General features: G+C 68.6%; 25 protein-coding genes. 10 read left to right on the plus strand and 15 right to left on the minus strand.

From position 1 onward, the window contains the following. Positions 1-1995, minus strand: a 1995-nt coding sequence (gene lon, locus VGD44_RS14630; protein ID WP_331088314.1) for an endopeptidase La, incomplete at its 3' end; no start/stop codon positions are given. 340 nt (positions 1996-2335) lie between these two features. Between lon and VGD44_RS14635 the strand changes: the two genes are divergently transcribed. Further along, positions 2336-3130 (plus strand): methyltransferase, encoded by a 795-nt coding sequence (locus VGD44_RS14635; protein WP_331088317.1) that lies wholly within the window; start codon positions 2336-2338, stop codon positions 3128-3130. A 157-nt stretch (positions 3131-3287) separates the two neighbouring features. Here the strand turns inward: VGD44_RS14635 and VGD44_RS14640 are convergent, their stop codons facing one another. The 3 genes from VGD44_RS14640 to clpX all read right to left on the minus strand — a co-directional run bounded on the left by VGD44_RS14640 (position 3288) and on the right by clpX (position 5761). Next, complete coding sequence (locus VGD44_RS14640; protein ID WP_331088319.1) at positions 3288-3809, minus strand: hypothetical protein; 522 nt, start codon at positions 3807-3809, stop codon at positions 3288-3290. Positions 3810-3998: 189 nt separating this feature from the next. After that, a complete protein-coding gene (locus tag VGD44_RS14645; RefSeq protein WP_331088321.1) occupies positions 3999-4385 on the minus strand; it encodes a VOC family protein in 387 nt (128 codons plus the stop codon). Between the two features lie 113 nt (positions 4386-4498). Then, positions 4499-5761: an ATP-dependent Clp protease ATP-binding subunit ClpX gene (gene clpX / locus VGD44_RS14650; RefSeq protein ID WP_331088323.1), complete on the minus strand. Its 1263-nt coding sequence runs from the start codon at positions 5759-5761 to the stop codon at positions 4499-4501. 281 nt (positions 5762-6042) lie between these two features. Between clpX and VGD44_RS14655 the strand changes: the two genes are divergently transcribed. Next, a complete protein-coding gene (locus VGD44_RS14655; protein WP_331088325.1) occupies positions 6043-6645 on the plus strand; it encodes an HAD-IB family hydrolase in 603 nt (200 codons plus the stop codon). Then, positions 6642-6899: a hypothetical protein gene (locus tag VGD44_RS14660; RefSeq protein ID WP_331088327.1), complete on the plus strand. Its 258-nt coding sequence runs from the start codon at positions 6642-6644 to the stop codon at positions 6897-6899. Before VGD44_RS14655 ends, VGD44_RS14660 begins: the two co-directional genes overlap by 4 nt. Positions 6900-7166: 267 nt before the next feature. Here VGD44_RS14660 and VGD44_RS14665 read toward each other — a convergent pair whose 3' ends face one another. From VGD44_RS14665 to VGD44_RS14675, 3 genes are all read right to left on the minus strand, one after another. Beyond that, entirely contained in the window at positions 7167-7784 is a 618-nt protein-coding gene (locus tag VGD44_RS14665; RefSeq protein WP_331088329.1) for an ATP-dependent Clp protease proteolytic subunit, read from the minus strand. A gap of 123 nt (positions 7785-7907) precedes the next feature. Then, entirely contained in the window at positions 7908-8432 is a 525-nt protein-coding gene (locus VGD44_RS14670; RefSeq protein WP_331088331.1) for a calcium-binding protein, read from the minus strand. Between the two features lie 87 nt (positions 8433-8519). Continuing rightward, positions 8520-9182, minus strand: a complete 663-nt coding sequence (locus VGD44_RS14675) for a DsbA family protein (RefSeq protein ID WP_331088333.1) — start codon at positions 9180-9182, stop codon at positions 8520-8522. 68 nt (positions 9183-9250) lie between these two features. Here VGD44_RS14675 and nthA point away from each other — a divergent pair, with 68 nt between their 5' ends. Genes nthA through VGD44_RS14695 form a run of 4 tightly spaced genes read left to right on the plus strand, consistent with a single transcriptional unit; the run spans position 9251 to position 11101 of the window. Further along, complete coding sequence (gene nthA / locus VGD44_RS14680; protein WP_331088335.1) at positions 9251-9862, plus strand: nitrile hydratase subunit alpha; 612 nt, start codon at positions 9251-9253, stop codon at positions 9860-9862. Continuing rightward, positions 9859-10509 carry a nitrile hydratase subunit beta gene (nthB, locus tag VGD44_RS14685; protein WP_331088337.1) on the plus strand — a complete coding sequence of 217 codons (651 nt, stop codon included), beginning with the start codon at positions 9859-9861 and terminating at the stop codon, positions 10507-10509. Before nthA ends, nthB begins: the two co-directional genes overlap by 4 nt. After that, positions 10496-10831, plus strand: coding sequence for a nitrile hydratase accessory protein (locus tag VGD44_RS14690; protein WP_331088339.1), 336 nt, complete (start codon positions 10496-10498; stop codon positions 10829-10831). The genes nthB and VGD44_RS14690 overlap by 14 nt, the downstream gene beginning before the upstream one ends. Before the next feature lie 54 nt (positions 10832-10885). After that, positions 10886-11101, plus strand: coding sequence for a hypothetical protein (locus VGD44_RS14695; RefSeq protein ID WP_331088341.1), 216 nt, complete (start codon positions 10886-10888; stop codon positions 11099-11101). On the opposite strand, the gene VGD44_RS14700 is transcribed toward VGD44_RS14695, so the two are convergent. Together VGD44_RS14700 and ndk are read right to left on the minus strand one after the other, a co-directional pair. Next, complete coding sequence (locus VGD44_RS14700; protein ID WP_331088343.1) at positions 11098-11460, minus strand: DUF6481 family protein; 363 nt, start codon at positions 11458-11460, stop codon at positions 11098-11100. The genes VGD44_RS14695 and VGD44_RS14700 overlap by 4 nt on opposite strands. 79 nt (positions 11461-11539) lie before the next feature. After that, positions 11540-11959, minus strand: a complete 420-nt coding sequence (ndk, locus tag VGD44_RS14705; RefSeq protein ID WP_331088345.1) for a nucleoside-diphosphate kinase — start codon at positions 11957-11959, stop codon at positions 11540-11542. Positions 11960-12201: 242 nt separating this feature from the next. Between ndk and VGD44_RS14710 the strand changes: the two genes are divergently transcribed. After that, positions 12202-14082 (plus strand): ABC-F family ATP-binding cassette domain-containing protein, encoded by a 1881-nt coding sequence (locus tag VGD44_RS14710; protein WP_331088347.1) that lies wholly within the window; start codon positions 12202-12204, stop codon positions 14080-14082. Here the strand turns inward: VGD44_RS14710 and VGD44_RS14715 are convergent. From VGD44_RS14715 to VGD44_RS14725, 3 genes are all read right to left on the minus strand, one after another. Then, positions 14075-14359, minus strand: coding sequence for a hypothetical protein (locus VGD44_RS14715; protein WP_331088349.1), 285 nt, complete (start codon positions 14357-14359; stop codon positions 14075-14077). The genes VGD44_RS14710 and VGD44_RS14715 overlap by 8 nt on opposite strands. Before the next feature lie 73 nt (positions 14360-14432). After that, positions 14433-14750 (minus strand): polyhydroxyalkanoic acid system family protein, encoded by a 318-nt coding sequence (locus VGD44_RS14720; RefSeq protein ID WP_331088352.1) that lies wholly within the window; start codon positions 14748-14750, stop codon positions 14433-14435. An 84-nt stretch (positions 14751-14834) separates the two neighbouring features. Then, positions 14835-15326 carry a BON domain-containing protein gene (locus tag VGD44_RS14725; RefSeq protein WP_331088354.1) on the minus strand — a complete coding sequence of 164 codons (492 nt, stop codon included), beginning with the start codon at positions 15324-15326 and terminating at the stop codon, positions 14835-14837. A gap of 112 nt (positions 15327-15438) precedes the next feature. On the opposite strand from VGD44_RS14725, the gene VGD44_RS14730 reads away from it, so the two are divergent. Then, a complete protein-coding gene (locus VGD44_RS14730) occupies positions 15439-16467 on the plus strand; it encodes a hypothetical protein (protein ID WP_331088355.1) in 1029 nt (342 codons plus the stop codon). Positions 16468-16677: 210 nt separating this feature from the next. Then, positions 16678-17508, plus strand: a complete 831-nt coding sequence (locus tag VGD44_RS14735; protein ID WP_331088357.1) for an HAD family hydrolase — start codon at positions 16678-16680, stop codon at positions 17506-17508. A 2-nt stretch (positions 17509-17510) separates the two neighbouring features. On the opposite strand, the gene VGD44_RS14740 is transcribed toward VGD44_RS14735, so the two are convergent. From VGD44_RS14740 to VGD44_RS14750, 3 genes are read right to left on the minus strand one after another with little or no spacing between them, the layout of a single operon-like run. Then, the gene (locus VGD44_RS14740; protein WP_331088359.1) at positions 17511-18956 is read right to left on the minus strand and encodes an NAD(P)H-hydrate dehydratase; all 1446 of its coding nucleotides are present in this window, start codon (positions 18954-18956) and stop codon (positions 17511-17513) included. After that, entirely contained in the window at positions 18953-19522 is a 570-nt protein-coding gene (locus VGD44_RS14745) for a histidine phosphatase family protein (RefSeq protein ID WP_331088361.1), read from the minus strand. The genes VGD44_RS14740 and VGD44_RS14745 overlap by 4 nt, the downstream gene beginning before the upstream one ends. A gap of 6 nt (positions 19523-19528) precedes the next feature. Then, complete coding sequence (locus VGD44_RS14750; protein ID WP_331088363.1) at positions 19529-21067, minus strand: acetyl-CoA acetyltransferase; 1539 nt, start codon at positions 21065-21067, stop codon at positions 19529-19531. Positions 21068-21359 lie beyond the last annotated feature (292 nt).

Below are 21359 nucleotides of genomic sequence, written 5' to 3' on the forward strand. Positions count from 1 at the left end.
CGGCACGTGGATGTGGACGTCGGTCCGTTCGAACATCGGCGGCTCGAGGCCGAACTTCGTGGCCCGGCTGCGGACGTAGCTGTTCGCCGCCGAGATCGACTCCTTCATCACGTCCTTCAGGTTGCCCGTGATGGACATGCGGCCCTTGCCGGGCATCTTCACCGCTTCGATGGTGAGGATGTCGCCGCCGAAGTCGGTGTAGGCGAGGCCGGTGATGATGCCGACCGCGTCCTCGGCGTCCATCTCGCCATAGCGGTACTTCTTGACGCCCGCGTACTTCTCGAGCCGCGCCTCGTCGACCGTGATCGAGATGAGCTTCTCGCGGCCCAGGTCACGGACCGTCTTGCGCGCCAGGTTGCCCAGCTCGCGCTCGAGGTTCCGGACGCCGGCCTCCCGCGTGTAATAGCGGATCAGGCCGCGGATCGCGTCCTCGGGCACCACGAACTCTTCCGGCTTCAGGCCGTGGTCCTTGGTGAGCTTCGGCAGGATGTGCCGCTTGGCGATCTCGACCTTCTCGTCCTCGGTGTAGCCGGGGATGCGGATGATCTCCATGCGGTCCAGCAGGGGCTGGGGCATGTTGAGCGAGTTGGCCGTGGTGACGAACATCACCGGCGACAGGTCGTAGTCGACCTCGAGGTAGTGGTCGCCGAACGTCGAGTTCTGCGCCGGGTCCAGCACCTCGAGCAGCGCCGAGCTCGGGTCGCCCCGCCAGTCGCTGCCCATCTTGTCGATCTCGTCCAGCAGGAAGAACGCGTTGGTGGTCTTCGCCTTCTTCATCGACTGGATGACCTTGCCGGGCATCGAACCGATGTAGGTCCGGCGGTGGCCGCGGATCTCGGCCTCGTCGCGCACGCCGCCCAGGGAGACCCGGACGAACTCGCGGCTGGTGGCCTTGGCGATGGACTTGCCGAGCGAGGTCTTGCCAACGCCCGGAGGTCCAACCAGGCACAGGATCGGGCCCTTCAGGGCGCCCACCCGAGCCTGCACCGCCAGGTACTCCAGGATCCGCTCCTTGACCTTCTCCAGGCCGTAGTGGTCCTCGTTGAGGATGTCCTCCGCCTTCTTCAGGTCGATGGGCTTCTGCTTGGCCTTGCCCCACGGGATCGACAGCAGCCAGTCGAGGTAGTTCCGCACGACCGTGCTCTCGGCCGACATCGGGCTCATGTTGCGTAGCTTCTTCAGCTCCGCTTCGGCCTTGGTCCGCGCTTCCTTGGAGAGCTTGGTCTTCTTGATGCGCTTCTCGAGCTCGATCAGCTCGTCGCGGTGGTCGTCCTGTTCGCCCAGCTCGCGCTGGATCGCCTTCATCTGTTCGTTCAGGTAGTACTCGCGCTGCGTCTTCTCCATCTGACGCTTCACGCGATTGCGGATCTTCTTCTCGGTCTGCATGACCGAAATCTCGCCCTCCATCAGGGCGTAGACCTTCTCCAGCCGCTTCACGACATTGAAGACCTCGAGCAGCTGCTGCTTCTCGGCGATCTTCACCGACAGGTGGCCGGCGATCCGGTCGGCCAACTCCGAGGGGTTGTCGATCTGCGGGATCGCAGCCAGCGCCTCGGGCGGGACCTTCTTGTTCAGCTTAACGTAGTTCTCGAACTGCTCGATCACCGCGCGCGACAGGGCCTCGGCCTCGGGCGAACCCGCGCCGTCCTCCTGCACCATCGCGATCTCGGCCTCGTAGTAGTCGCCCGAGCTGGTGAAACGGGTGATGCCCGCGCGCGCCTTGCCTTCCACCAGCACCTTCACGGTGCCGTCGGGCAGCTTCAGGAGCTGCAGGATGGTGGCCACGACCCCGACATCGTAGATCGCGTTGGGCGACGGATCGTCGTCGTCCTTGTCCTTCTGAGTGGCGAGCAGGATCTGCTTGCCCTCGGCGCGCATGGCTTCTTCCAGCGCACGGACGGACTTCTCCCGGCCGACAAACAGAGGAACCGGCTGATGGGGGAAGACCACGATGTCCCGCAGCGGCAGGATCGGGAGGATCTTGATCTCTGACATGATGCTCTAACTCCTGGCGGGCCTGTTTTGTCTCAGGCCTCGCCTGCCGGATCGCGGTCACTCAAACGATGCGCTTGAGTCGGACGACCCGTCCGCCGGACGCCGGCGGCTTGCTTGATGATTTATGTGGACGGTTTCCAAGCCCTTTCAAGCGTGACGCGCAGGGGGCGCGACACTGCGTCCAATCGCCTCTGTATACGCAGTTTGGCGGGAAAGGACGCGGACGGCGAAGGGCCAGAATCCACTCACGCCGTTCAGATAGGCAATACGCCCGTTGGTCTCAAGGCTGTCGGCGGCCTCCGCAGGCCGGTTTAGCTTGGCGGCCAGACGGAGGAACCCCATGACCCGCCCTGCCCTGGTCGCCCTCATCGCGCCCGCTATTGCCGCCGCCCTCGCCTCGGGCTGCGCCCGCTCCGAGACCGCCAAAGAAGAGGCCACGCCCGCCGCAGCCGCGGCGCCGACGCCGAACGTGGCGGCCGATCCCGCCCGCGCCGCCGACGTGGCCAAGGACGCGACGCGCAAAGGACCCGAGATCGTGGCCTTCGCCGAGGTGAAGCCCGGCCAGAAGGTCTTCGACCTGATTCCCGGCGGCGGCTACTTCACCCGCCTGTTCAGCCTGACCGTCGGCCCGACGGGCAAGGTCTATGCGGTCTGGCCGGACGAGTACGACAAGGTCTCGAAGCCCGACTCCGACACGATGCGTAAGATGGCCGCGGCGGCGCCTTTCACCAACGTCGTGGTGCTGACCCAGCCGGCCAAGGCCTTCAGCGCGCCCGAGCCGCTGGACCTCGTCTTCACGTCGCAAAACTACCATGACTACCCCGACCCCTTCATGGGGAAGGTCGATCCGGCCGTGCTGAACGCGGCGGTGTTCAAGGCGCTGAAGCCCGGCGGGCTCTACGTGATCATCGACCACGCCGGCCGTCCCGGCACGGGCATGACCGAGACAGACACCCTGCACCGTATCGACGTCGCAACGGTGAAGAACCAGGTGACCGCCGCGGGTTTCGTCCTCGAGGCCGAGAGCCCGCTGCTCGCCAACCCCGCCGACCCCAAGACCGCGGACGTGTTCAACAAATCAATCCGCGGCAAGACGGACCAGTTCATTCTGAAGTTCCGGAAGCCGGCGGGGTAGCGCCCCAAGCCTCTTCATCCCGCGGCTTGTCCGCGGGACCTATGAACACAGGAGAACGTCAGGACGCGCCGCGTCGCCGCCGCGGGACGACTCCCCGGGCGCCGAGATCATGGGTCCCGCGAACAAGTCGCGGGATGACGATCCGGGGGTGATGACCCTAGGATGTGTCGGGCGGCGCTGCGGCCTCCGTCGCCGATCCCGGCGCGGGCAGGCCGAAGGTCTCGCACATGCGCGCGACCTGGGCCTCGATCGGCTCGGCGAGGAAGCCGTCGCCGTGGCCCTCCTCTTCGAGCGTGTCCATGAGGAAGACCAGCATGTCGTCGACATCCTCGTCGGCGAGCGCTTCGGCGTGCTCTTCAAAGACGCGCTCGACGGCGGCATGGACCTCGCGGATACGCTGGTTGACGCGCGCCTGCTGCTGAGGCGTCCGGACGGCCGGGTGGGCGGCGGCCTCGCGCTGCGCCACATCGCGGTCGCGCTTCAGCCGGGACTTGAGCAGCAGCGACTGCCGGTAGCCGCGCGCCACCCGCTCGGACGCGCGGGCAAGGTGGCAGGCGGCGTCGACATCCGGCTCCTCCAGGGCGCGCTCGGAGAGGCGCGTGGCGAGCCGCAGCTGCGCCTGCGCCAGCCGCGCCAGGCCCTCGGCTTCCTCGTCAGTGATGGCGAGCGGGTCGGACATTCGACGGCGAGTGGAACATGGGGGTACGTCAGAAACGGACGTTCACTCCCTTGATGGGGAGGGACAGGCCGCGGCAGCGGTCAGGGTGAGGGAGTGTGGGCCAGAACGCAGACGTCGGTGAGGATCCACACCTCCTCACCCTGCTCGCCTGCGGCGAGCTGTCCCTCCCCCCCCAAGGGAGGGAAAGCCCTACCCCCGCGGCCGGTCGCCCTTCCAGTTGAGCTCGATCGTGACGCCGTTGGGGTCGCGGACGAAGATCTGCTTCACCGTGGTGCCGGGCGTGGCCGTGGCGCGGAACTGAAGGCCGGTCTTCTCCACGCGGGCCAAGGCGTCCTCGTAGTCGGCGATGTCGAAGGCGAAGTGGTCCAGGGACGAGCCCGCGCTGTCCGCGGCCGGCCGATCGACCTGCACAAGGTGCACGACATCCTTGTCGCCGGCATAGAGCCACGCGCCCGGGAACGGGAACGGCGGCCGCCAGCCTTCGGCGAGGCCCAGCACGTCGACCAGGAATGCCTTGGTGGCGGCGAGGTCGGCGGTGCGGATGTTGATGTGGTCGAGACCCTGGATCAGCGACATGCGGTCAATGTGGCCAGCGACGGACGAATGGCAAGGCCGGCCACAACGATCTAACATGAAGAAGGCCCCACAATTGCTTGCGGGGCCTCATCAATTTCGGATTTGACCGAGTCCTAGGCGGCGCCGCCCTTGTCGCGGCGCTCGGCGTAGATGATCAGCGGCTGAGCGCGGCCCTCGATGACTTCCGCGTTCACGACCACCTCTTCGACGCCGTCGTAGGTGGGCAGCTCGTACATGGTGTCGAGCAGAACGCCCTCCAGGATCGAACGCAGGCCACGGGCCCCCGTCTTGCGCACGATCGCCTTGCGGGCGACGGCGTTGAGCGCGTCATCGGTGAAGGTCAGGCCGATGTTCTCCATCTCGAACAGACGGACATACTGCTTCACGAAGGCGTTCTTCGGCTCGGTGAGGATCTTCACCAGGGCCTTCTCGTCGAGGTCGTCGAGCGTGGCGATCACGGGCAGGCGGCCGACGAACTCGGGAATCAGCCCGAAGCGGAGCAGGTCGTCCGGCTCCACCTGGCGGAAGATCTCGCCCGTGCGGCGCTCGTCGGGATCGGACACCTTGGCGCCGAAGCCCACGCTGGTGCCCTGGCCGCGCGCCGAGATGATCTTCTCGAGGCCGGCGAAGGCGCCGCCGCAGATGAACAGGATGTTGGTCGTGTCGACCTGCAGGAACTCCTGCTGCGGATGCTTGCGCCCGCCCTGCGGCGGCACGGAAGCGACGGTGCCTTCCATGATCTTCAAGAGCGCCTGCTGCACGCCCTCGCCCGACACGTCGCGGGTGATCGAGGGGTTGTCCGACTTGCGGCTGATCTTGTCGACTTCGTCGATGTAGACGATGCCGCGCTGGGCCCGCTCGACGTTGTAGTCGGCCGACTGCAGCAGCTTCAGGATGATGTTCTCGACGTCCTCGCCCACATAACCGGCTTCGGTGAGCGTCGTCGCGTCGGCGACGGTGAACGGCACGTCGATGATTCGGGCCAGGGTTTGCGCCAGCAGGGTCTTGCCGGTGCCGGTGGGGCCGATCAGCAGGATGTTGGCCTTGCCCAGCTCGACGTCGTTGTTCTTCGTCGCGTGGTTCAGGCGCTTGTAGTGATTGTGGACGGCGACCGAGAGGACCTTCTTGGCGTGGTCCTGGCCGATCACGTAATCGTCGAGGACCTCGCGGATTTCCTTCGGGGTCGGAACACCATCCTTCGACTTAACGAAGGAAATCTTGTGTTCTTCGCGGATGATATCCATGCACAGTTCGACGCATTCATCACAGATGAATACGGTCGGGCCCGCGATAAGCTTGCGGACTTCATGCTGGCTCTTGCCGCAGAAAGAGCAATACAGCGTGCTCTTCGAATCTCCGCTGGCAGCCTTGGTCATGATCTCATCTCACTCTTGCGACGAGGCCGGCCGGTGGACTGGATGGCCTCGCCCCGGACGTCTGCGTCCTAGCCTTGCAGGATACGCGCCGCGGGTTGTCCAAGTCTTGACATTCCCTGATCCGCGCCGGGATCACAAGCCTTCGCTCATGGGAGCGACAATGTGCGGCGCGAAGCCCGGACCTTGGGCGCCTCGCCTTACCAAATGGGAAACGCGCCGAAATGGCACAAGAGCGTGACATCGACAGCGCGGACGCAACGTCAGGTCCTGAACGTCCCATTGTGGCTTTCGACTTCGACGGCACCCTTACAGTGCGCGACAGTTATACGGCGTTCCTGAAGTGGCGGACGCCGAGGCTGAAGTGGCTGCTGGGCGGTCTGCGACTCGTCCCCGCCGCTTTCGCCTACCTGCTCGATCGCGACCGTGGCCGGATCAAGGCGGCCGCGACGAAGGTGTTCCTGGCCGGCGTGACCCGCGAACGGCTCGAGGAGGACGCGCGCCGATTCGCCGGCCTGTACTCGCGCAGCCTGCTGCGGCCCGACGCGGTGATCGCCTGGAAGCGCTGGCGCAAGGGCCAGGTGCGGCTGGTGATCGTCACCGCCTCGCCCGACATCGTGGTGGCGCCGTTCGCCCGCGGCCTCGGCGCCGACGAGATCCTGGGCACGCCGCTGGAGTTCGACGAGCGGGGCCGCGTCACCGGCGCCTTCGCCTCGCCCAACTGCCGGGCCGCCGAGAAGGTGGTGCGGATCCACGCCGCCTTCGGGCCCGACGTGCGGGTGCTGGCCGCCTACGGCGACACCGAGGGCGACACAGAGATGCTGGCCATGGCCGAGGAGCCCTACTATCGGGTCTTCACGGACAGCCCGAAGCCTGCGCGGCCATGAAGCACGCCACCTCGGCCGCCCTGGACGACCTGGAGCCGCTGCTGGCCGAGTTGCGGATGCTGCCGGGGCTGACCGAGAAGTCGCGCGGCGTGTTCTACCGGAAGAGCCGGGCCTTCCTGCACTTCCACGAGGACCCGAAGGGCCTGTTCGCCGACGTACGCAACGCCGACGGCAGCGACTTCGAGCGCATCGACGTCACCGAGCCGCCGGGCCGGGCCGCGCTGTTGGCGGCGGCGGCCGCCCGCTCGGCCTAGGGCGAATCGACGCTCAACGGAGCGCCCTGATCTTCTGCTCTCCCTTCCTCCTCGATGGAGGAAGCGCTGGGGATGAAGGTGTGCGCAAAGCGGTGACGCATGGACGCCGTGGGCATCGATGCCCACTTGCGCCACCTGCGTCGGCTCAGCGGCTACACCTCCACCCAACCCCCCATCGAGGAGGAGGGCTTGCAGAGTATCGATTCCGACAAACGAAAAGGGCGCCAGCCGCAGCCGACGCCCTTCCCATAACTCTCACAGGGGCGTCTAGGAGTCGCCGTCGCGCTTTTCCCAGACGTGGTCGACGAGGCCCCAGTCGCGGGCTTCGTCGGCGGTCATGAAGTGGTCGCGGTCTAGCGTCTCTTCCACCACCTCGATCGGCTGGCCGGTGTGGCGGGCGTAGATCTCGTTCAGCCGCTTCTTGGTCTTCAGGATGTCCTGCGCGTGGCGCTGGATGTCCTGGGCCTTGCCCGAGTAGCCGCCGGACGGCTGGTGCACCATGATCCGCGAGTTCGGCAGCGCGATGCGGCTGCCCTTCTCGCCGGCCATCAGCAGGAACGAGCCCATCGAGGCCGCCATGCCGAGGCAGAGCGTGATCACCGGGCTCTTGATGTATTGCATGGTGTCGTAGATCGCGAGGCCAGACGTCACGATCCCCCCGGGGGAGTTGATGTACATCTGGATCTCTTTCTTGGGGTTCTCCGCCTCGAGGTGCAGCAGCTGGGCGCAGATCAGGCTGGCCATGCCGTCCTCGACGGGGCCCGCCAGGAAGATGATCCGATCCTTCAGCAGGCGCGAGAAGATGTCATAGGCGCGCTCTCCCCGGCTCGTCTGCTCGACGACCATCGGCACGAGGCCAAGGGCGGTGGTCACGGGATCGCGCATTGGAAGTCCTTCATAGAGGGGCAGGCGAAAAGAAGCGCCCGCGCTGCCCCCGATATCGCGTGCCCGGCGGTCGGGCGCAAGGCGGCAGGGCGGCGGCATATGAACGCCGCCGCCCTCCGTCGCTTACACGAACAGGAAGTCGCCCGAGCTGAGGCTGGCCAGTTGGAGGTCGTTGAGCTTTAGGCTGTCGCCGGCGGCGTTGGTGATGACGACGTTGGAGCCGACCTGGCTGGCGTGGGCCAGCACGTCGGCGAAGTCCGTGAAGCCCGCGCCCACGAACCGGCCCGTGTCGTCGATCGGCTTGAAGTCGGTGATGACGTCATCGCCGAAGAGGCCTTCGAACGTGAAGAAGTCGGCGCCACGACCGCCCAGGAGCACATCGTCCTCGGCGCCGCCCGCGAGCGTGTCGGCCCCGTCCCCGGCCGACAGGCTGTCGATGCCCGCGCCGCCGGAGAGGATGTCGACGCCGGCGCCGCCGGTGAGCGTGTCCGCCCCCTCGCCGCCGCCCAGCGTGTCGTTGCCGTTGCCGCCGTTCAGCAGCTCGTCGGCCGTGGTCCCGGTCAGGGAGTCCTGGCCGTTGCCGCCGTTCTGGGTCGGGCCGTTCGCCACGCCGCCGATCGTCACGGTGACGGTGGACGTGCTGGCCACGCCGCGCGCGCGTCCTGCATCTCGTAGGTGAAGGTGTCGGTCGTGGTTTCGCCTGGGCCCAGCAGGTCGAACGCGTCCACGTCGGCGTCAGGCGGCGATGCCGTTGATCCAGTCCCGCACCACGGCCAGCACCTGTTCCGCCGGCGCGAAACCGCGGGTCACCACGCCGTAGACGCCCTGGTCGTTCGGGCCGCCCACCAGCGTCGGGAAGCCGGTGACGCCGGCGCGTTGCGAGATGGCGTAGTCGCGCCAGGTTTCCTGCTTCGCCGCCTCCGAGCCCCACGCTTCGAGGAAGGCCGTCCGGTCCAGGCCGAAGTCTGCCGCGAGATCGCCCAGCACCTCGCCCGAGGTCACGTCGCGGTTCTCGGCGTAGAAGGCCCGTTGCGCAGCGGCCAGGTAGCGGACCGCCAGCTCCTCGCTCTCCCGCCGCGCGACGACCACGGCGCGGGCGGCTGGATCGGTGTCATAGACGAAGCCCTCGCGGTCGAGCACTGCCGCGTCGAACGGCAGGCCAGTGGCCTCGTGCACATGGTTCCAGTGGCCGACGATCTCGCGCCTGGCCTTGTCGGTCATCGGGGTCTCGGTTCCTGGCCGCAGCCCGCCCATCACCACCCGGATCGGCAGGGCGCGGCCATAGGCCTGGCGGACCCGATCGATCACCGGCGAGAACCCGTAGCACCACGAGCACATCGGGTCGGCGAAGTAGATCAGGTGCGGCTCGGCCATGGGCGCCTCCAGCGCGAAAAGCATCGCAGGCTCCGGCGCGTCGGTCACGTGCGGTCTTCACCTCGCAGGCGCGTTGCGCCAACGTGCCGGCCATGGCGCACGACCATCACGACCATGACCACGATCATGACCAGGAGCCGCCGTCCGACATCGCGCTCAGGGTAAAGGCGCTCGAATCCCTGCTGGTCGAGAAGGGGCTTGTCGAGGCCGCGGCGCTGGACGCCATCGTCGACCACTACGAGCACAAGGTGGGGCCCCGGAACGGCGCGAGGGTGGTGGCCAAAGCGTGGAGCGATCCGAGCTATCGCGAACGCCTGCTTGCCGACGCAACCGCCGCCATCGCCGAGCTCGACTTCACCGGCCGCCAAGGCGAGCACATGATCGCGGTGGAGAACACCGACGACGTGCACAACCTCGTCGTCTGCACCCTCTGCTCCTGCTACCCGTGGCCGGTGCTGGGGCTGCCGCCCGTCTGGTACAAATCCGCCCCCTACCGCTCGCGCGCCGTCATCGATCCGCGCGGCGTCATCGCCGAGTTCGGGACCGAACTGCCCGAGAACGTCGAGGTCCGCGTCTGGGATTCCACCGCCGAGGTCCGCTACCTGGTGATCCCGCAGCGGCCGGCCGGGACCGAAGGCCTCGACGAGGACGCGCTGGCCGCCCTCGTCACCCGCGACGGCATGATCGGGACGGCCCGGCTGTGAACGGCGTCCACGACATGGGCGGCATGCACGGGATGGGGCCGGTCGCGCCCGAGCCCGACGAGCCGGTCTTCCACCACGCCTGGGAAGGCCGGGTCCACGCGCTGACCCTCGCCTCCCCCACCCGGGGCAACATCGACGCCGGCCGCCACAAGCTGGAGCTGATCCCGCCCGCCGAGTACCTGCGGATGAGCTACTACGAGAAGTGGCTGACGCGGCTGGAGCAGCTGTTGCTGGCCGGCGGGTTCGTGACCGCCGATGAGCTCGCCACGGGCCGCGCGGACCCGGCCAAGCCCAAGGCGACGCCCGTCCGGCCCGCCGCGACCGTCCAAGCGGCGCTGACGGCCCCCTATTCCTACATCCGCGAGGTCGGCCCGCCGGCCTTCGCGGTCGGACACCGGGTGCGGGCGAAGGTGATCCAGCCGAAGGGCCACACCCGCCTGCCCCGTTACGTCCGCGGGCGGACGGGCGTCATCGAGCGCCTGCACGGCGCCCACGTCTTTCCGGATCGCCACGCTCACGGCGAGGGCGAACATCCGCATCACCTCTATTCGGTGCGCTTCGCGGCGCGCGAACTGTGGGGGCCGGACGCGCCGGCCCGCGACAGCGTCCGCCTGGATCTCTGGGAGCCCTACCTTGAGCGGGCCTGACGTCCTGAGCCTCCCGCGCCTGCCGCGGGACACCGAGGGGCCGGTGTTCGCCGAGCCCTGGCAGGCGCAGGCCTTCGCGCTGACGCTGAAGCTGCACGAGGCCGGCGCGTTCACCTGGCCGGAGTGGGCGCAGGCGCTGTCGGTGGAGCTGGCGCGCGATCCCGACGACGACGGGACCCGCTACTACGAGCACTGGGTTGCGGCGCTGGAGGGCCTGGTCACCGGGCGCAACCTGGCCGCGTCGGACGAGCTCACTGCCCGCAAAGATGCGTGGAAAAACGCATACTTGCACACGCCACACGGGCGCCCCGTCGAATTATGACAGTCCGTGGAACCTTCACCGTACTGGCGCGCTCACGCGGTACGGGAGGTGTAAATGGTGCAGTTTGCAGTCACCCTGAAGGATGGTGACTGGACCGTCTTCAGTGACGGCAAGCCGGTAGCGCGCGACCTGTCGCGATCGGCCGCCGTGCAGATGGCCAAGGACCTCGCCTTCGAGGCGGAGGAGCGCGGCGAGTCCGTCGAACTCCTCATCCAGGGATACTACGGCGAGCTGAGCCGGCGCGTGACCGGCTCCTCGACTGAGGGCTAGCCGGCCCGCCGCATCTGGGCCTTCATCTCGCGCTTGGCGCGGGCGGCTTCCTTTTCGGCGGCCTTGCGCGCCTTGCGCTCTTCCCGCTTGAGCTGGAGCATCAGCTCCTCGTCGTTCTCGCGGGCGAGACGGGCCTCTTCCTCGGCCTTCTCCTTGGCGATTCGGGCGGCTTCCTTCTCGGCGGCGCGCTTCGCACGAACCTCTTCGAGTTCGCGGGCCTTCCGCTGTTCGCGCGTCTCGAACGCGCCTTCCGCTTTGACGGCGGGCTTCGGCTTGAATTTCGCCAGGAGGGCCTTCCGAGCCTCGGCCTGGGCGGCGAGGCGATCGGAGAAGCCAGGCATGACCTTGGATTCTCTCATGTTCACTTATGGCTGTTGGGGAACTGAAGCGACTCCGCGGAGCGAACCCCGCGGAGTGATAAGCGGGCGGCCTTTGGGCTCAGCCGACGATGTCGGCGTCCGTGAAGAACTGGGCGATCTCGATCTTGGCGTTCTCGATGCTGTCGGAACCGTGGACCGAGTTCTCGCCCACGCTCTCGGCGTAGAGCTTGCGGATGGTGCCCTCCGCGGCCTGGGCCGGGTTGGTGGCGCCCATCACTTCGCGGTAGCGGGCGACGGCGTTTTCGCCTTCGAGCACCTGCACCACGACCGGGGCCGAGGTCATGAACTCGACCAGCTCGCCGTAGAACGGGCGCTCGGCGTGGACTTCGTAGAACTTCTTCGCCTGGGCCTCGGTCATCTTGATGCGGCGCTGGGCCACGATGCGCAGGCCGGCGTCCTCGATCACCGCGTTGACCTTGCCGGTCAGGTTCCGACGCGTGGCGTCCGGCTTGATGATCGAGAAGGTGCGTTCGGTCATGGGCTCCGTTGGGGCTCTTTTGGAAATGGGGAGGGGCGCAAGAGGCAAGCCCTCGCGCGTCGGCGCGGTCTATATCGCCAACCCCCGCGACGGATCAACCCGCAAGAGCCCGCCCGAGCGGCTCGCGACTTTTCGTCCGTGCATCCTCGACGCCAAACCGGGAGCCACTTTGGCGGGATGCGCGGCGTACTCATGACGCAGCGCAACATGTCTGCTAGAGGCGGCGCCCACGGTACCTTCCCATGCTCCAGATCAAAGACCTTGTCCTCGACGCCTGGGGACGCCGCTTCTTCGACCAGGCCACGGTCACCCTGCCCAAGGACGCCAAGGTCGGCCTCGTGGGCCGCAACGGCGTGGGCAAGTCGACCCTCTTCAAGGTCATCCTTGGCCAGCTCCACCAGGGCTCCGGCGAGATCGGCCTGCCGCGGCACGCGCGAATCGGGTCGGTGGACCAGGAACATCCCGCCACGCCGGTCAGCCTGCTGGACACGGTGCTGGAGGCAGACGTCGAGCGCCACACGCTGCTCTCCAACCTCGAGACCGCGCCGCCGGAGGAGCTGGGCGACATCTATGCGCGGCTGATCGAGATCGACGCCGACCGTGCGCCGTCGCGGGCCGCCGAAATCCTGGCGGGGCTGGGGTTCAGCCAGGCCGACCTGGCGCGGCCGATGGCGGAGTTCTCCGGCGGCTGGCGGATGCGGGTAGCGCTGGCGGCCAGCCTGTTCGCGGAGCCCGACCTCCTGCTGCTGGACGAGCCGACGAACTACCTGGACCTGGAAGGCGCGCTCTGGCTGGAGGCGCGGCTCAAGAAGTACCCGCACACCGCCATCGTCATCAGCCACGACCGTGAGCTCTTGAACAACTCGGTCGACCACATCCTGCACCTGAAGGACGGCAAGCTCGCTCTCTACGCCGGCGGCTACGACAGCTTCGAGATGCAGCTGACTGAGAAGCTGCGCCTGCAGGAGGCGACGCGGGTGAAGATCGAGGCCCAGCGGGCCCACCTGCAGTCGTTCGTCGACCGCTTCCGCGCCAAGGCGTCGAAGGCCACCCAGGCCCAGTCGCGCCTGAAGATGATCGCCCGGCTGCCGCCCGTGGCCGCGGTGATCGAGGAGCGGGTGACCCCCTTCGTCCTGCCTTCGCCCGAGCGGCCGCTGGCCCCGCCCCTGCTACGGCTGGAGGACGCCGCCGTCGGTTACGGCGGGCCGCCGATCCTGAAGAAGCTGAACCTGCGGCTCGACATCGACGACCGTATAGGCCTCCTCGGCGTCAACGGGGCGGGCAAGTCCACCTTCGCCAAGCTGGTGGCCGGCGCGCTGACCGCCGAGTCCGGCAAGTTCCACCGCAGCCCCCGCCTCAAGGTCGGCTGGTTCCACCAGCACCAGATCGAGGCCATGGACCCCGACGACACGCCGCTGGAGATCATCCGGCGCGTGATGCCGCAGGCCAGCGAGGCCTCGCGCCGCTCGCGCCTGGCCCAGTACGGCATCGGCTTCGAGAAATGCGACACGACGGTCGCCAACCTGTCGGGCGGCGAGCGCGCGCGGCTGCTCCTCAACCTCGTGGCCATGGAGGCGCCACACCTCCTGATCCTCGACGAGCCGACGAACCACCTCGACATCGATTCCCGCCGCGCCCTGCTGGAGGCCCTGAACGACTACGAGGGCGCGGTGATCTTGATCACCCATGACCGCTCGCTGATGGAGCTGGTCGCCGACCGGCTATGGCTGGCGGCGGACGGCACCATCCAGCCGTTCGACGGCGACATGGAGGACTATGCGGCCCTGGTGCTGGAGCGCGCCCGTATGGCGGCCCGCAGCCCGACGCAGGTGAAGGCCGAGCCGGAGCCCGTGGCCGCGCCACCACCCCCGCCGCCGCCGAAGAGCAAGGTCCCCACCGGCACGGCCCGCCGCCGTGCGGAAGCCGCCGAGGCGGCCCTGCACAAGGCGACCGAGATGCTGGCGATCATCGACCGGACCCTGAGCGACCCGGCGACCTTCGCCGGCGATCCCGGCAAGGCGGCCGACCTCGCCCGCAGGCGCGAGGCCGCCCAGGCGACGCTGGAGGCCGCCGAGCTGGAATGGATCGACGCCCAGGAAGCCTATGAAGCCCTGATCAGGTGATATGCTTGGGGCTGATCGGGTCAGAGCCCGGGAAGGTCTCTTCGATCGCCTCGTCCAGCAGGGCCTCCTGACGGTCCTCGGCCTCGAACTCGCGCTCGGCCATGTGATCCATCTTCTTGTCGTCCGGCAGCGGATCGGCCGGCCGCGAGTGCGGCGCCTCGACGTGGCGGTGCTCCTCGATGGCCTTGTGCGGGTCGGTGGCCATGTCAGCGCCCGCGCCGCTGGAGCCGTGGCTGAAGGCGCGCTTGGCCTCTTCCGGGGTTTGCTTGTGGGGCATGTCGGGCCTCGTGATCTGGGTCCGCCTGAGAACGCCAGGGCGCTGGATCGGTTGCCTTAGCCGTAACCCAGGCTCACTTCCGCTTGGGGCCCTCCAGCAGAATCTGGCCCTGCTCGCGCAGGCGGCCTTTCACCTTGTTGGCGATCATCGCGAAAATCCCCGGGAGGCGGACCTCCAGGCGCACCTCGCGGTCCATCACCGCGATCGTCCCGCTGACCGTCTGGCCGATGGCCTGCAGCGAGAAATGCAGGACGTCGCCCTGCCAGGCCTTTTTGAGCTCGCCCACCGCGCCGATCTGGCTGGTCAGGTTGCCGGCGCCTTCATCGATGCGTCGTCTCGCCTCGGCGCGGCCGAGCTCGTGGGGAATGGTGACGACGACAGGTTTGCTCATAGTCCCGTAACAGCCCAGGCGCCGGGATGGGTTCCCGTAACGGGGTTCCCGTAACAAGCTTCGGCGTGGATGTCCGCCGGTCCGCTACAGGAACGTCCAGCGGCTGCGCTCGCGGACGCGCAGGTTGTTCTGCACGTTGCGGACACCTTCGATGTCGGCGATGTCCTCGATCCGGCGCTTGTCGGCCTTGTGCCGGACCAGGCCCAGCAAGGTCACCTCGCCGTCGTGGACCTCGACCTTCACGTCGCGCAGGTCGAGACGCCGCTCATCATCCAGCCGCTCCATGATCACCGCCCAGAGCACCCGGTCGGACGGCCCGTCGCGGCGTGCGCGGCGGTGGTCGCGGTCGTAGTCCCGCTCGTCGCGATAATCGCGGCCGTAGTGGCGGGGTTCATCGAGGCGGCGTGGGTCGTCGGCGTGCGGCCGGCCATCGTCGTAGGCCTTGTAGCCGGTACGATTGCGGGGGTCATAGCCGTAGAGGTTGGAGTAGTCCGCCTGACCGTAGTCGTCCCGGTCTCGGTCGCGCAGGCGGCGTTCGCGTTCGGCCTCCAGGTCTCGCCAGTCTTCCCGTTCCATGGGCCTTCTCCTCAATTCCGTCGGAAAGTGCGGGAAGAACCTCCGCCTTGCGCTTCGGTTCCAGGCAGGGACCATGGGCGCGCGTGCGATTCCAGCGGACCGGCAACCCTTGGTGACCCTCGACCCCGACGCACCGCTCGACCCCCTCCCCGAGGATGTGGAAGAGGAACTCGCGGCCGTCCTGCCGGAGACGCAAGGGTCGCGGTTCGGCCGGTTCCTGAGCGGCGCCGTCTGGCACTTCGTGGCCGTGCTGCTGCTGGCGGCGGCGGCCTTCATCCTGTGGCGCGAGTTCCACGACCTGCGGCCCGAGGACCTCGCCGCCGCGATCGCGGCCTGGGGCTGGGACTCCACCATGCTCGCCATCGGGTTCTCGGCGATGAGCTTCCTGCTCATGGGGGTGGTCGAGCTGATGGGCCTGCGCTGGGCGGGCGCCAGGATCGGCGTGGTTTCGGCGTTGGCCGGCGGCTTCATCGCCTGCGCCATCTCCCACAGCCTAGGCGCCAACCTGCTGGTGGCCGGCGCCGTGCGGGCCCGCTTCTACGCCAAGCACGGCCTCAGCCTGCGCCAGGTCGCGGCGGCCACCGTGTTCAACAGCTTCACCTTCGCCGTGGGCATCTCGACCCTGGCGGGGATCAGCCTGCTGCTGGCCGGCAGCCGCGAAATCGCCACGGTCAGCCGCATCGCCAACCCGGTCGCCGACGTCCTGGGCGGCCTGCTGATCACCGGCGTGACGACCTACATCGTGCTGTGCGCGGTGCTGCACCGGCCGCTGCGGGCCTTCGGCCACTCAGTCAAGCTGCCCTCGTGGCGGGTGGCGCTGGCGCAGCTCGTGATCGGCACCGTCGACAACGCGGTGGCGGCGGCCATCCTGTGGATCCTGCTGCCGGCCGGCGCCATGGGCTTCTTCGCCTTCGTGGGCGCCTATGCGCCTTCGGTGGTCGTGGGCCTGATCAGCCACGTGCCCGGCGGCGTGGGCGTGTTCGAAGGCTCCGTCTCGACGCTGACCAAGGGCGTGGACCATGCGGGCCTAGCGGCCGCCTTCCTGGGCTATCGCCTGTTCTTCTTCCTCATCCCGCTGATGATCGCAGGCCTGGCCCTGGCGGCCGACACCGTCCACGAGCGCGCTCGCCGGCTGGCCTGAAGATTTCGCGCAGAATTCTGGATGGGCGTGCGTCCGGCCCCGACGCGGACACGTAACTGCCCTGTCCGCGCATCTCCCACACAAACTCGGACAATACGCGCAGCGGCCCTGTTCCCCGACAACCGCTGTCGTACGCCCCGGTCCCCGCCTCCCGTCGCGGGACCGGGGCGACCCTTACCCGGCCGCCCTGCGACTGATAGTGAAGCCCGGATGAGCCGACCCCTCGCCGTCTTCGCCTACGATTTCGACGGCACGCTTGCCCCCGGCAACATGCAGGAGCACGCGTTCATCCCGGACGAGCTGGGGATGGCCCACGCCGACTTCTGGGCCGAGGCCGGCCGGCTGGCCCGCGAGCAGCGCGGCGACGGCATCCTCGCCTACATGCACCTAATGCTCGCCAAGGCCCGCGAGAAGGGGCTGGAGCTCAGCCTCGAGAGCTGGCAGCGGCGCGGCGCGAGCCTGCCGCTGTTCCCGGGGGTCGAGGACTGGTTCGCCCGCCAGAACGCCCGCGCCGACGCCCTGGGCCTGGACCTGCGCCACTTCATCATCTCGTCGGGCAATCGCGAACTGATCGAGGGCTCGCCGATCGCCGGCCAGTTCGACCGGATCTACGCCTCGGCCTTCATGTTCGACGAGAAGCGCGACGCCATGGGGGTGGCCCTGGCCATCAACTACACGAGCAAGACCCAGTACCTGTTCCGCATCAACAAGTGGACGCTGGACGAGTGGGACAGCGACGGCATCAACGCGGTGCAAGCCGACCGCGACCGCCCCGTACCCTTCGACCGCATCGCCTTCTTCGGGGACGGCCTGACCGACATCCCGGTAATGCGGGTGATGACCGACCACGGCGGCCATCCGGTGGCCGTCTACGACCCCGAGAAGCCGATCACCGAGGCGGCGGCCGACAAGCTCCTGAGAGACGGCCGCGCACGGCTGGCCGCCGGCGGCGACTACCGCGAGGGCTCGCAGCTGGACGAACTGGCCGCCGATATCCTGGCCGAGATGGCCCGGGGCGTGACCAGCAACATGTTTGGCTGAGCTCAGCGCTCGTCGTAGAGGCGCCTCAGGACGGTGGGCGCGAGGCCCGGCAGGTCTTCCGAGATCAGGCCCGGACCGTGCAGTTCGGCGGCTTCGGCATGGATCCAGGCGGCGGCGCAGGCGGCTTCGAAGCTCTCCATGCCCTGGCTCACAAGGCCGCCGATGAAGCCGGCCAGCACGTCGCCCGAGCCGGCCGTGGCCAGCCACGGCGAGCCGTTGACGTTGACCGCACAGCGTCCGTCCGGCGCGGCAATCACGGTGTCGGCGCCTTTCAGCAGCACGACGGCCCCGGCCTTGTCCGCAGCCTTGCGCGCCGCCGCAATGCGTTCGGGCGCGGCGCTGAGGACGCCCGGGAACAGCCGCTCGAACTCGCCCTGGTGCGGGGTCAGCACGTCGTCGCGGTCCAGCACGGAGAACAGCTCGTCCGGATCGTCGCGGAAGACGGTGATGGCGTCGGCGTCCAGCACCAGCGCCGCGCCGGTGCGGGCCAGGGCCAGCACGTTCAGCAGGGTGGTCTCGGTGACCCCCGCGGCCGGGCCGATCACCGCGCCGTCGGCCTGGTCGGCGGCCTGCTCCAGTTCAAGGTCGTTGGCGAAGGGCTTCAGCATCACCGCTTCAAGGTGCGCGGCGTTGGGGGCCAGCGCCTCCTCCTGGGCGTAGATCGTCACCAGGCCCGCGCCGATACGCAGGCCGGCCCGGGCCGCCAGGCGCGCTGCGCCGGTACTCCAGGCCTCGCCGCTCACCACGATCAGCCGCCCGCGGGCGTGCTTGTGCGAGGTGGCCGTCGGCCAGGGGAAGCGGGCCAGCCACAGGTCGGGCCCGTTCTCGGTCAGGGTCGAAGGCGTCGCGCCCAGCCCGATGTCGGCCACCACGACCTCGCCGCACAGGCTGCGGCCCGGCTCCAGCACGTGGCCGGGCTTGCGGGCATGAAAGGTCACGGTCAAACCGGCGCAGAAGGCCGGCCCCAGGGGCTTGCCCGTGTCGCCCGGAACGCCGCTCGGCGTGTCCACGGCCACCACCGAACCCGGGCGGCTGGCGAGCAGGCTCGCGGCGTTGGCCGCCGCCCCCTCCAGCGGGCGGGTGAGGCCTGCGCCGAACAGGGCGTCGATCACCAGGCCGTCGCCCAGGGCGCCGTTCAGGGGCCTGGTGGCGCCGTCCCACCGGGCGCTCATGGCCTGGGCGTCCTGAGTCGCGGGCTCGCCGAGGCTGAACACCTCGACTGGCCAGCCGCGCTGTTTGAGGAGGCGCGCGACGACATAGCCGTCGCCACCGTTGTTCCCGGGTCCGCACAGGACGAAGGTCGGCTGCGGCCGGAAGCGTTGGGCCACGGCCTCGGTCACGGCAAGGCCCGCGCGCTCCATCAGCTCCACACCGGGCGTGCCGGCGGCGATCGCGGCCCGGTCGGCCGCGGCCATCTCGGCGACGGAGAGGATGGGCCGCACGGTCAAAGGACGCCCGTCACGGCCTCTGCGCCCTTCTCGACCAGGCGCACCGCGCCGCCGTCGGTCTCGAGGACGGTGATCGAGCAGTGGTCGGGCCGGAAGGCCAGCACCTGGTCCACGCCGGTCAGCTTCGACACCGCGGCGTTGATGGCGACGTAGTGCGAGAAGACCGCAGTGTTCCCGCGGCGCGCCAGCGAGGCCAGGATGTCGTCGCGCCAGGCGTCGTAGTCCATGTCGCCGTCGATCGCCGCCCAGGTCCCCTGGAAGGCCTGGCGTAGCCAGCCGGGGCGCGCCTCCGCGGCCAGCGCTTTCGGGGTCGGGATCTCGCCCACCACCGGGTCGATCTCGATGGCGACGCCGAGGGCCTCGGCCATCGGCTCGGCCGTCTCGCGGCAGCGGCGCAGCGGCGAGCTCACCACCAGCGACGGCCGCTCGGCCGCGGGACGGGCCAAGAGCCAGTCCCGCGCGGCCCGCGCCTGCGCCAGCCCCGTCTCGTCCAGCCCCGGATCGTCGTCGTGCCCGCCCCAGGTGGCGGACGGGCGGCCGTGCCGGATCAGATAGAGACGCGCCATGTGAGGTCAGCCCGGGGTGAAGATGTTGAGGCCGTCCTTCTGGACCACGGTTCCCGTCCGGCCAACCTGTTCCGACGCCTCGAGCCCCGCGAGGGTGGCCGGATCGTCGGGCGTGTTGGCGGCGAATCGGCGGCCGTTCGCGTCCCGGCCCACCACGATCGCCATGAACGGTCCCTCGCGCTTATGGACGACGGTGTAGGTCTCGATGGTGGCGTTCCCCTGCGGCGATTCGATGACGTCCGGGTGTGGCAGGGCGTCGATCTCGCGCTGAAGCACGGCCGGGTCCTCACGCTCGAACGGCTTGTCCGGGGCCTTGGTCGAGTAGATGCCCGTCGACTGCTTCGTCAGGTACCAGCCGTTGCCGGTCACCAGCCCGTAGTCGCCCGGGTTCTCCGTCAGCCGGCGATGCATCACCGCCACCGAGTGCATTACGTAGTTGTTGCCGGGGCCGCCCATGTACGGCAGGCCGCCGGTGACCGTCAGGCCCCGCGGGTCGTCCAGCGCCAGGCCCAGCTCCTCGGCCCCGATCTCCACCGCGACCGGGAAGCACGAGTAGAGGTCGATGTGCTTGATGCTGTCGAGCCCGACGCCGGCCATCTCGAAGGCCCGCTTGCCGGTCAGGCGCATCGCCGGGCTGGAGTGGAAGTCCTGGCGGTCCAGCGGATGCCACAGGTCGGCGGCGTCGGCGCAGCCGTGCAGGTAGACCCACTTGCCCTCCGGCACGCCCAGCTCGCGCGCCTTCTTCACGCTGCAGACGAACACGGCGGCCGACTGGTCGACCTCCATGATGGCGTTGAGCAGCTTCGGATAGGGGTAGCCGATCATCCGGTTCTTCTCGGAGACCTCGACCAACTCCTCGGGCGTCCGCTCGGTCGGGAACCAGGCCTCGGGGTTCTTCGCCGCGACCTTTGAGAAGGACGAGAACAGGCGGCCCAGCTGCTTCTGGTGGTCGGCGAGCGACCGTTTGTCGCGAGCGCGCAGCGCGTTCTCGAACAGCGGGTAGATGTTGATCGGCCGGTTCAGGCCGTGCTTCGCCTCGTAGGGCGTGTTGCCGGGCCGCGGGTCGCCCACCCGCTTCGGCGTGTCGAGGGTCTCGTCCTCAACGGCTTTCCAGTCGTCGAAGGAAAGCCCCTTCCCCATCCGCTTCATCGCCGAGCCCAGGAACTCGCAGCCGACGGTCAGCGCCAGCTCCGTCTCGCCCTTTGCGATCCGCTCGGCCAGGATGTTGATCAGGTACTGGGGCGTGTTGCCGCCCATCTCGGAATAGACGCTCCAGCGGGGGGCGGCCCCGATCATTTTCGACAGCAGCGCGGGCGGGTTCGTGGAGTGCGGGATCATCCCGCGGCGCGAGCCGGGCGCGTCGATGGTGAAGCCCACGACCGCCAGGGTGTCGATCGCGGCCAGCCCCTCGGCGCCGATTCCGGCGTCAGCCGCGGCCCGTTCCGCCGCAATCTTCAGCAGTGTCGTCGGCGACGGCGAAGAGGCCGGATCGCCCCGGTACGTGAATTGGCCCGCTCCGATGAGCACCGGGGTCCGTTCGTCCATTTCCAGCCGTCTCCCAACCGTGTTTCGCCGCGATCCTAGGCGCCGAACCTGCCCCAACAAGGCGATTTCCGGCGTGATCGTTTTCTGATCTGGTGGCGCCTATTCCTTAGGCGCCTCTCCAGTTTCCCAGGCGGCCGCAGCGGCAAGCAACCGAAGCCTGCTTGTGGCGTGCGGCCGGCGTGTGCTGGGTCGCCGGCGATCGCCGGGGCGTCTTCCCACCGCTCGTTCTTGAAATCGGGTCCATGAAAAAGATCGAAGCCATCATCAAGCCGTTCAAGCTGGACGAGGTGAA

It is taken from the genome of Phenylobacterium sp. (assembly GCF_036402295.1).
Classification (GTDB): domain Bacteria; phylum Pseudomonadota; class Alphaproteobacteria; order Caulobacterales; family Caulobacteraceae; genus Phenylobacterium.

Coding starts and splice junctions, on each gene's coding strand:
- VGD44_RS14750 (WP_331088363.1), bottom strand. CDS start 21,067: ATGGACGAACGGACCCCGGTGCTCATCGGAGCGGGCCAATTCACGTAC.
- nthA (WP_331088335.1), top strand. CDS start 9,251: ATGGCGCACGACCATCACGACCATGACCACGATCATGACCAGGAGCCG.
- VGD44_RS14725 (WP_331088354.1), bottom strand. CDS start 15,326: ATGGAACGGGAAGACTGGCGAGACCTGGAGGCCGAACGCGAACGCCGC.
- VGD44_RS14745 (WP_331088361.1), bottom strand. CDS start 19,522: ATGGCGCGTCTCTATCTGATCCGGCACGGCCGCCCGTCCGCCACCTGG.
- VGD44_RS14735 (WP_331088357.1), top strand. CDS start 16,678: ATGAGCCGACCCCTCGCCGTCTTCGCCTACGATTTCGACGGCACGCTT.
- ndk (WP_331088345.1), bottom strand. CDS start 11,959: ATGACCGAACGCACCTTCTCGATCATCAAGCCGGACGCCACGCGTCGG.
- VGD44_RS14635 (WP_331088317.1), top strand. CDS start 2,336: ATGACCCGCCCTGCCCTGGTCGCCCTCATCGCGCCCGCTATTGCCGCC.
- clpX (WP_331088323.1), bottom strand. CDS start 5,761: ATGACCAAGGCTGCCAGCGGAGATTCGAAGAGCACGCTGTATTGCTCT.
- VGD44_RS14710 (WP_331088347.1), top strand. CDS start 12,202: ATGCTCCAGATCAAAGACCTTGTCCTCGACGCCTGGGGACGCCGCTTC.
- VGD44_RS14715 (WP_331088349.1), bottom strand. CDS start 14,359: ATGCCCCACAAGCAAACCCCGGAAGAGGCCAAGCGCGCCTTCAGCCAC.
- VGD44_RS14645 (WP_331088321.1), bottom strand. CDS start 4,385: ATGTCGCTGATCCAGGGTCTCGACCACATCAACATCCGCACCGCCGAC.
- VGD44_RS14665 (WP_331088329.1), bottom strand. CDS start 7,784: ATGCGCGATCCCGTGACCACCGCCCTTGGCCTCGTGCCGATGGTCGTC.
- VGD44_RS14660 (WP_331088327.1), top strand. CDS start 6,642: ATGAAGCACGCCACCTCGGCCGCCCTGGACGACCTGGAGCCGCTGCTG.
- VGD44_RS14675 (WP_331088333.1), bottom strand. CDS start 9,182: ATGCTTTTCGCGCTGGAGGCGCCCATGGCCGAGCCGCACCTGATCTAC.
- VGD44_RS14695 (WP_331088341.1), top strand. CDS start 10,886: ATGGTGCAGTTTGCAGTCACCCTGAAGGATGGTGACTGGACCGTCTTC.
- VGD44_RS14700 (WP_331088343.1), bottom strand. CDS start 11,460: ATGAGAGAATCCAAGGTCATGCCTGGCTTCTCCGATCGCCTCGCCGCC.
- VGD44_RS14720 (WP_331088352.1), bottom strand. CDS start 14,750: ATGAGCAAACCTGTCGTCGTCACCATTCCCCACGAGCTCGGCCGCGCC.
- VGD44_RS14640 (WP_331088319.1), bottom strand. CDS start 3,809: ATGTCCGACCCGCTCGCCATCACTGACGAGGAAGCCGAGGGCCTGGCG.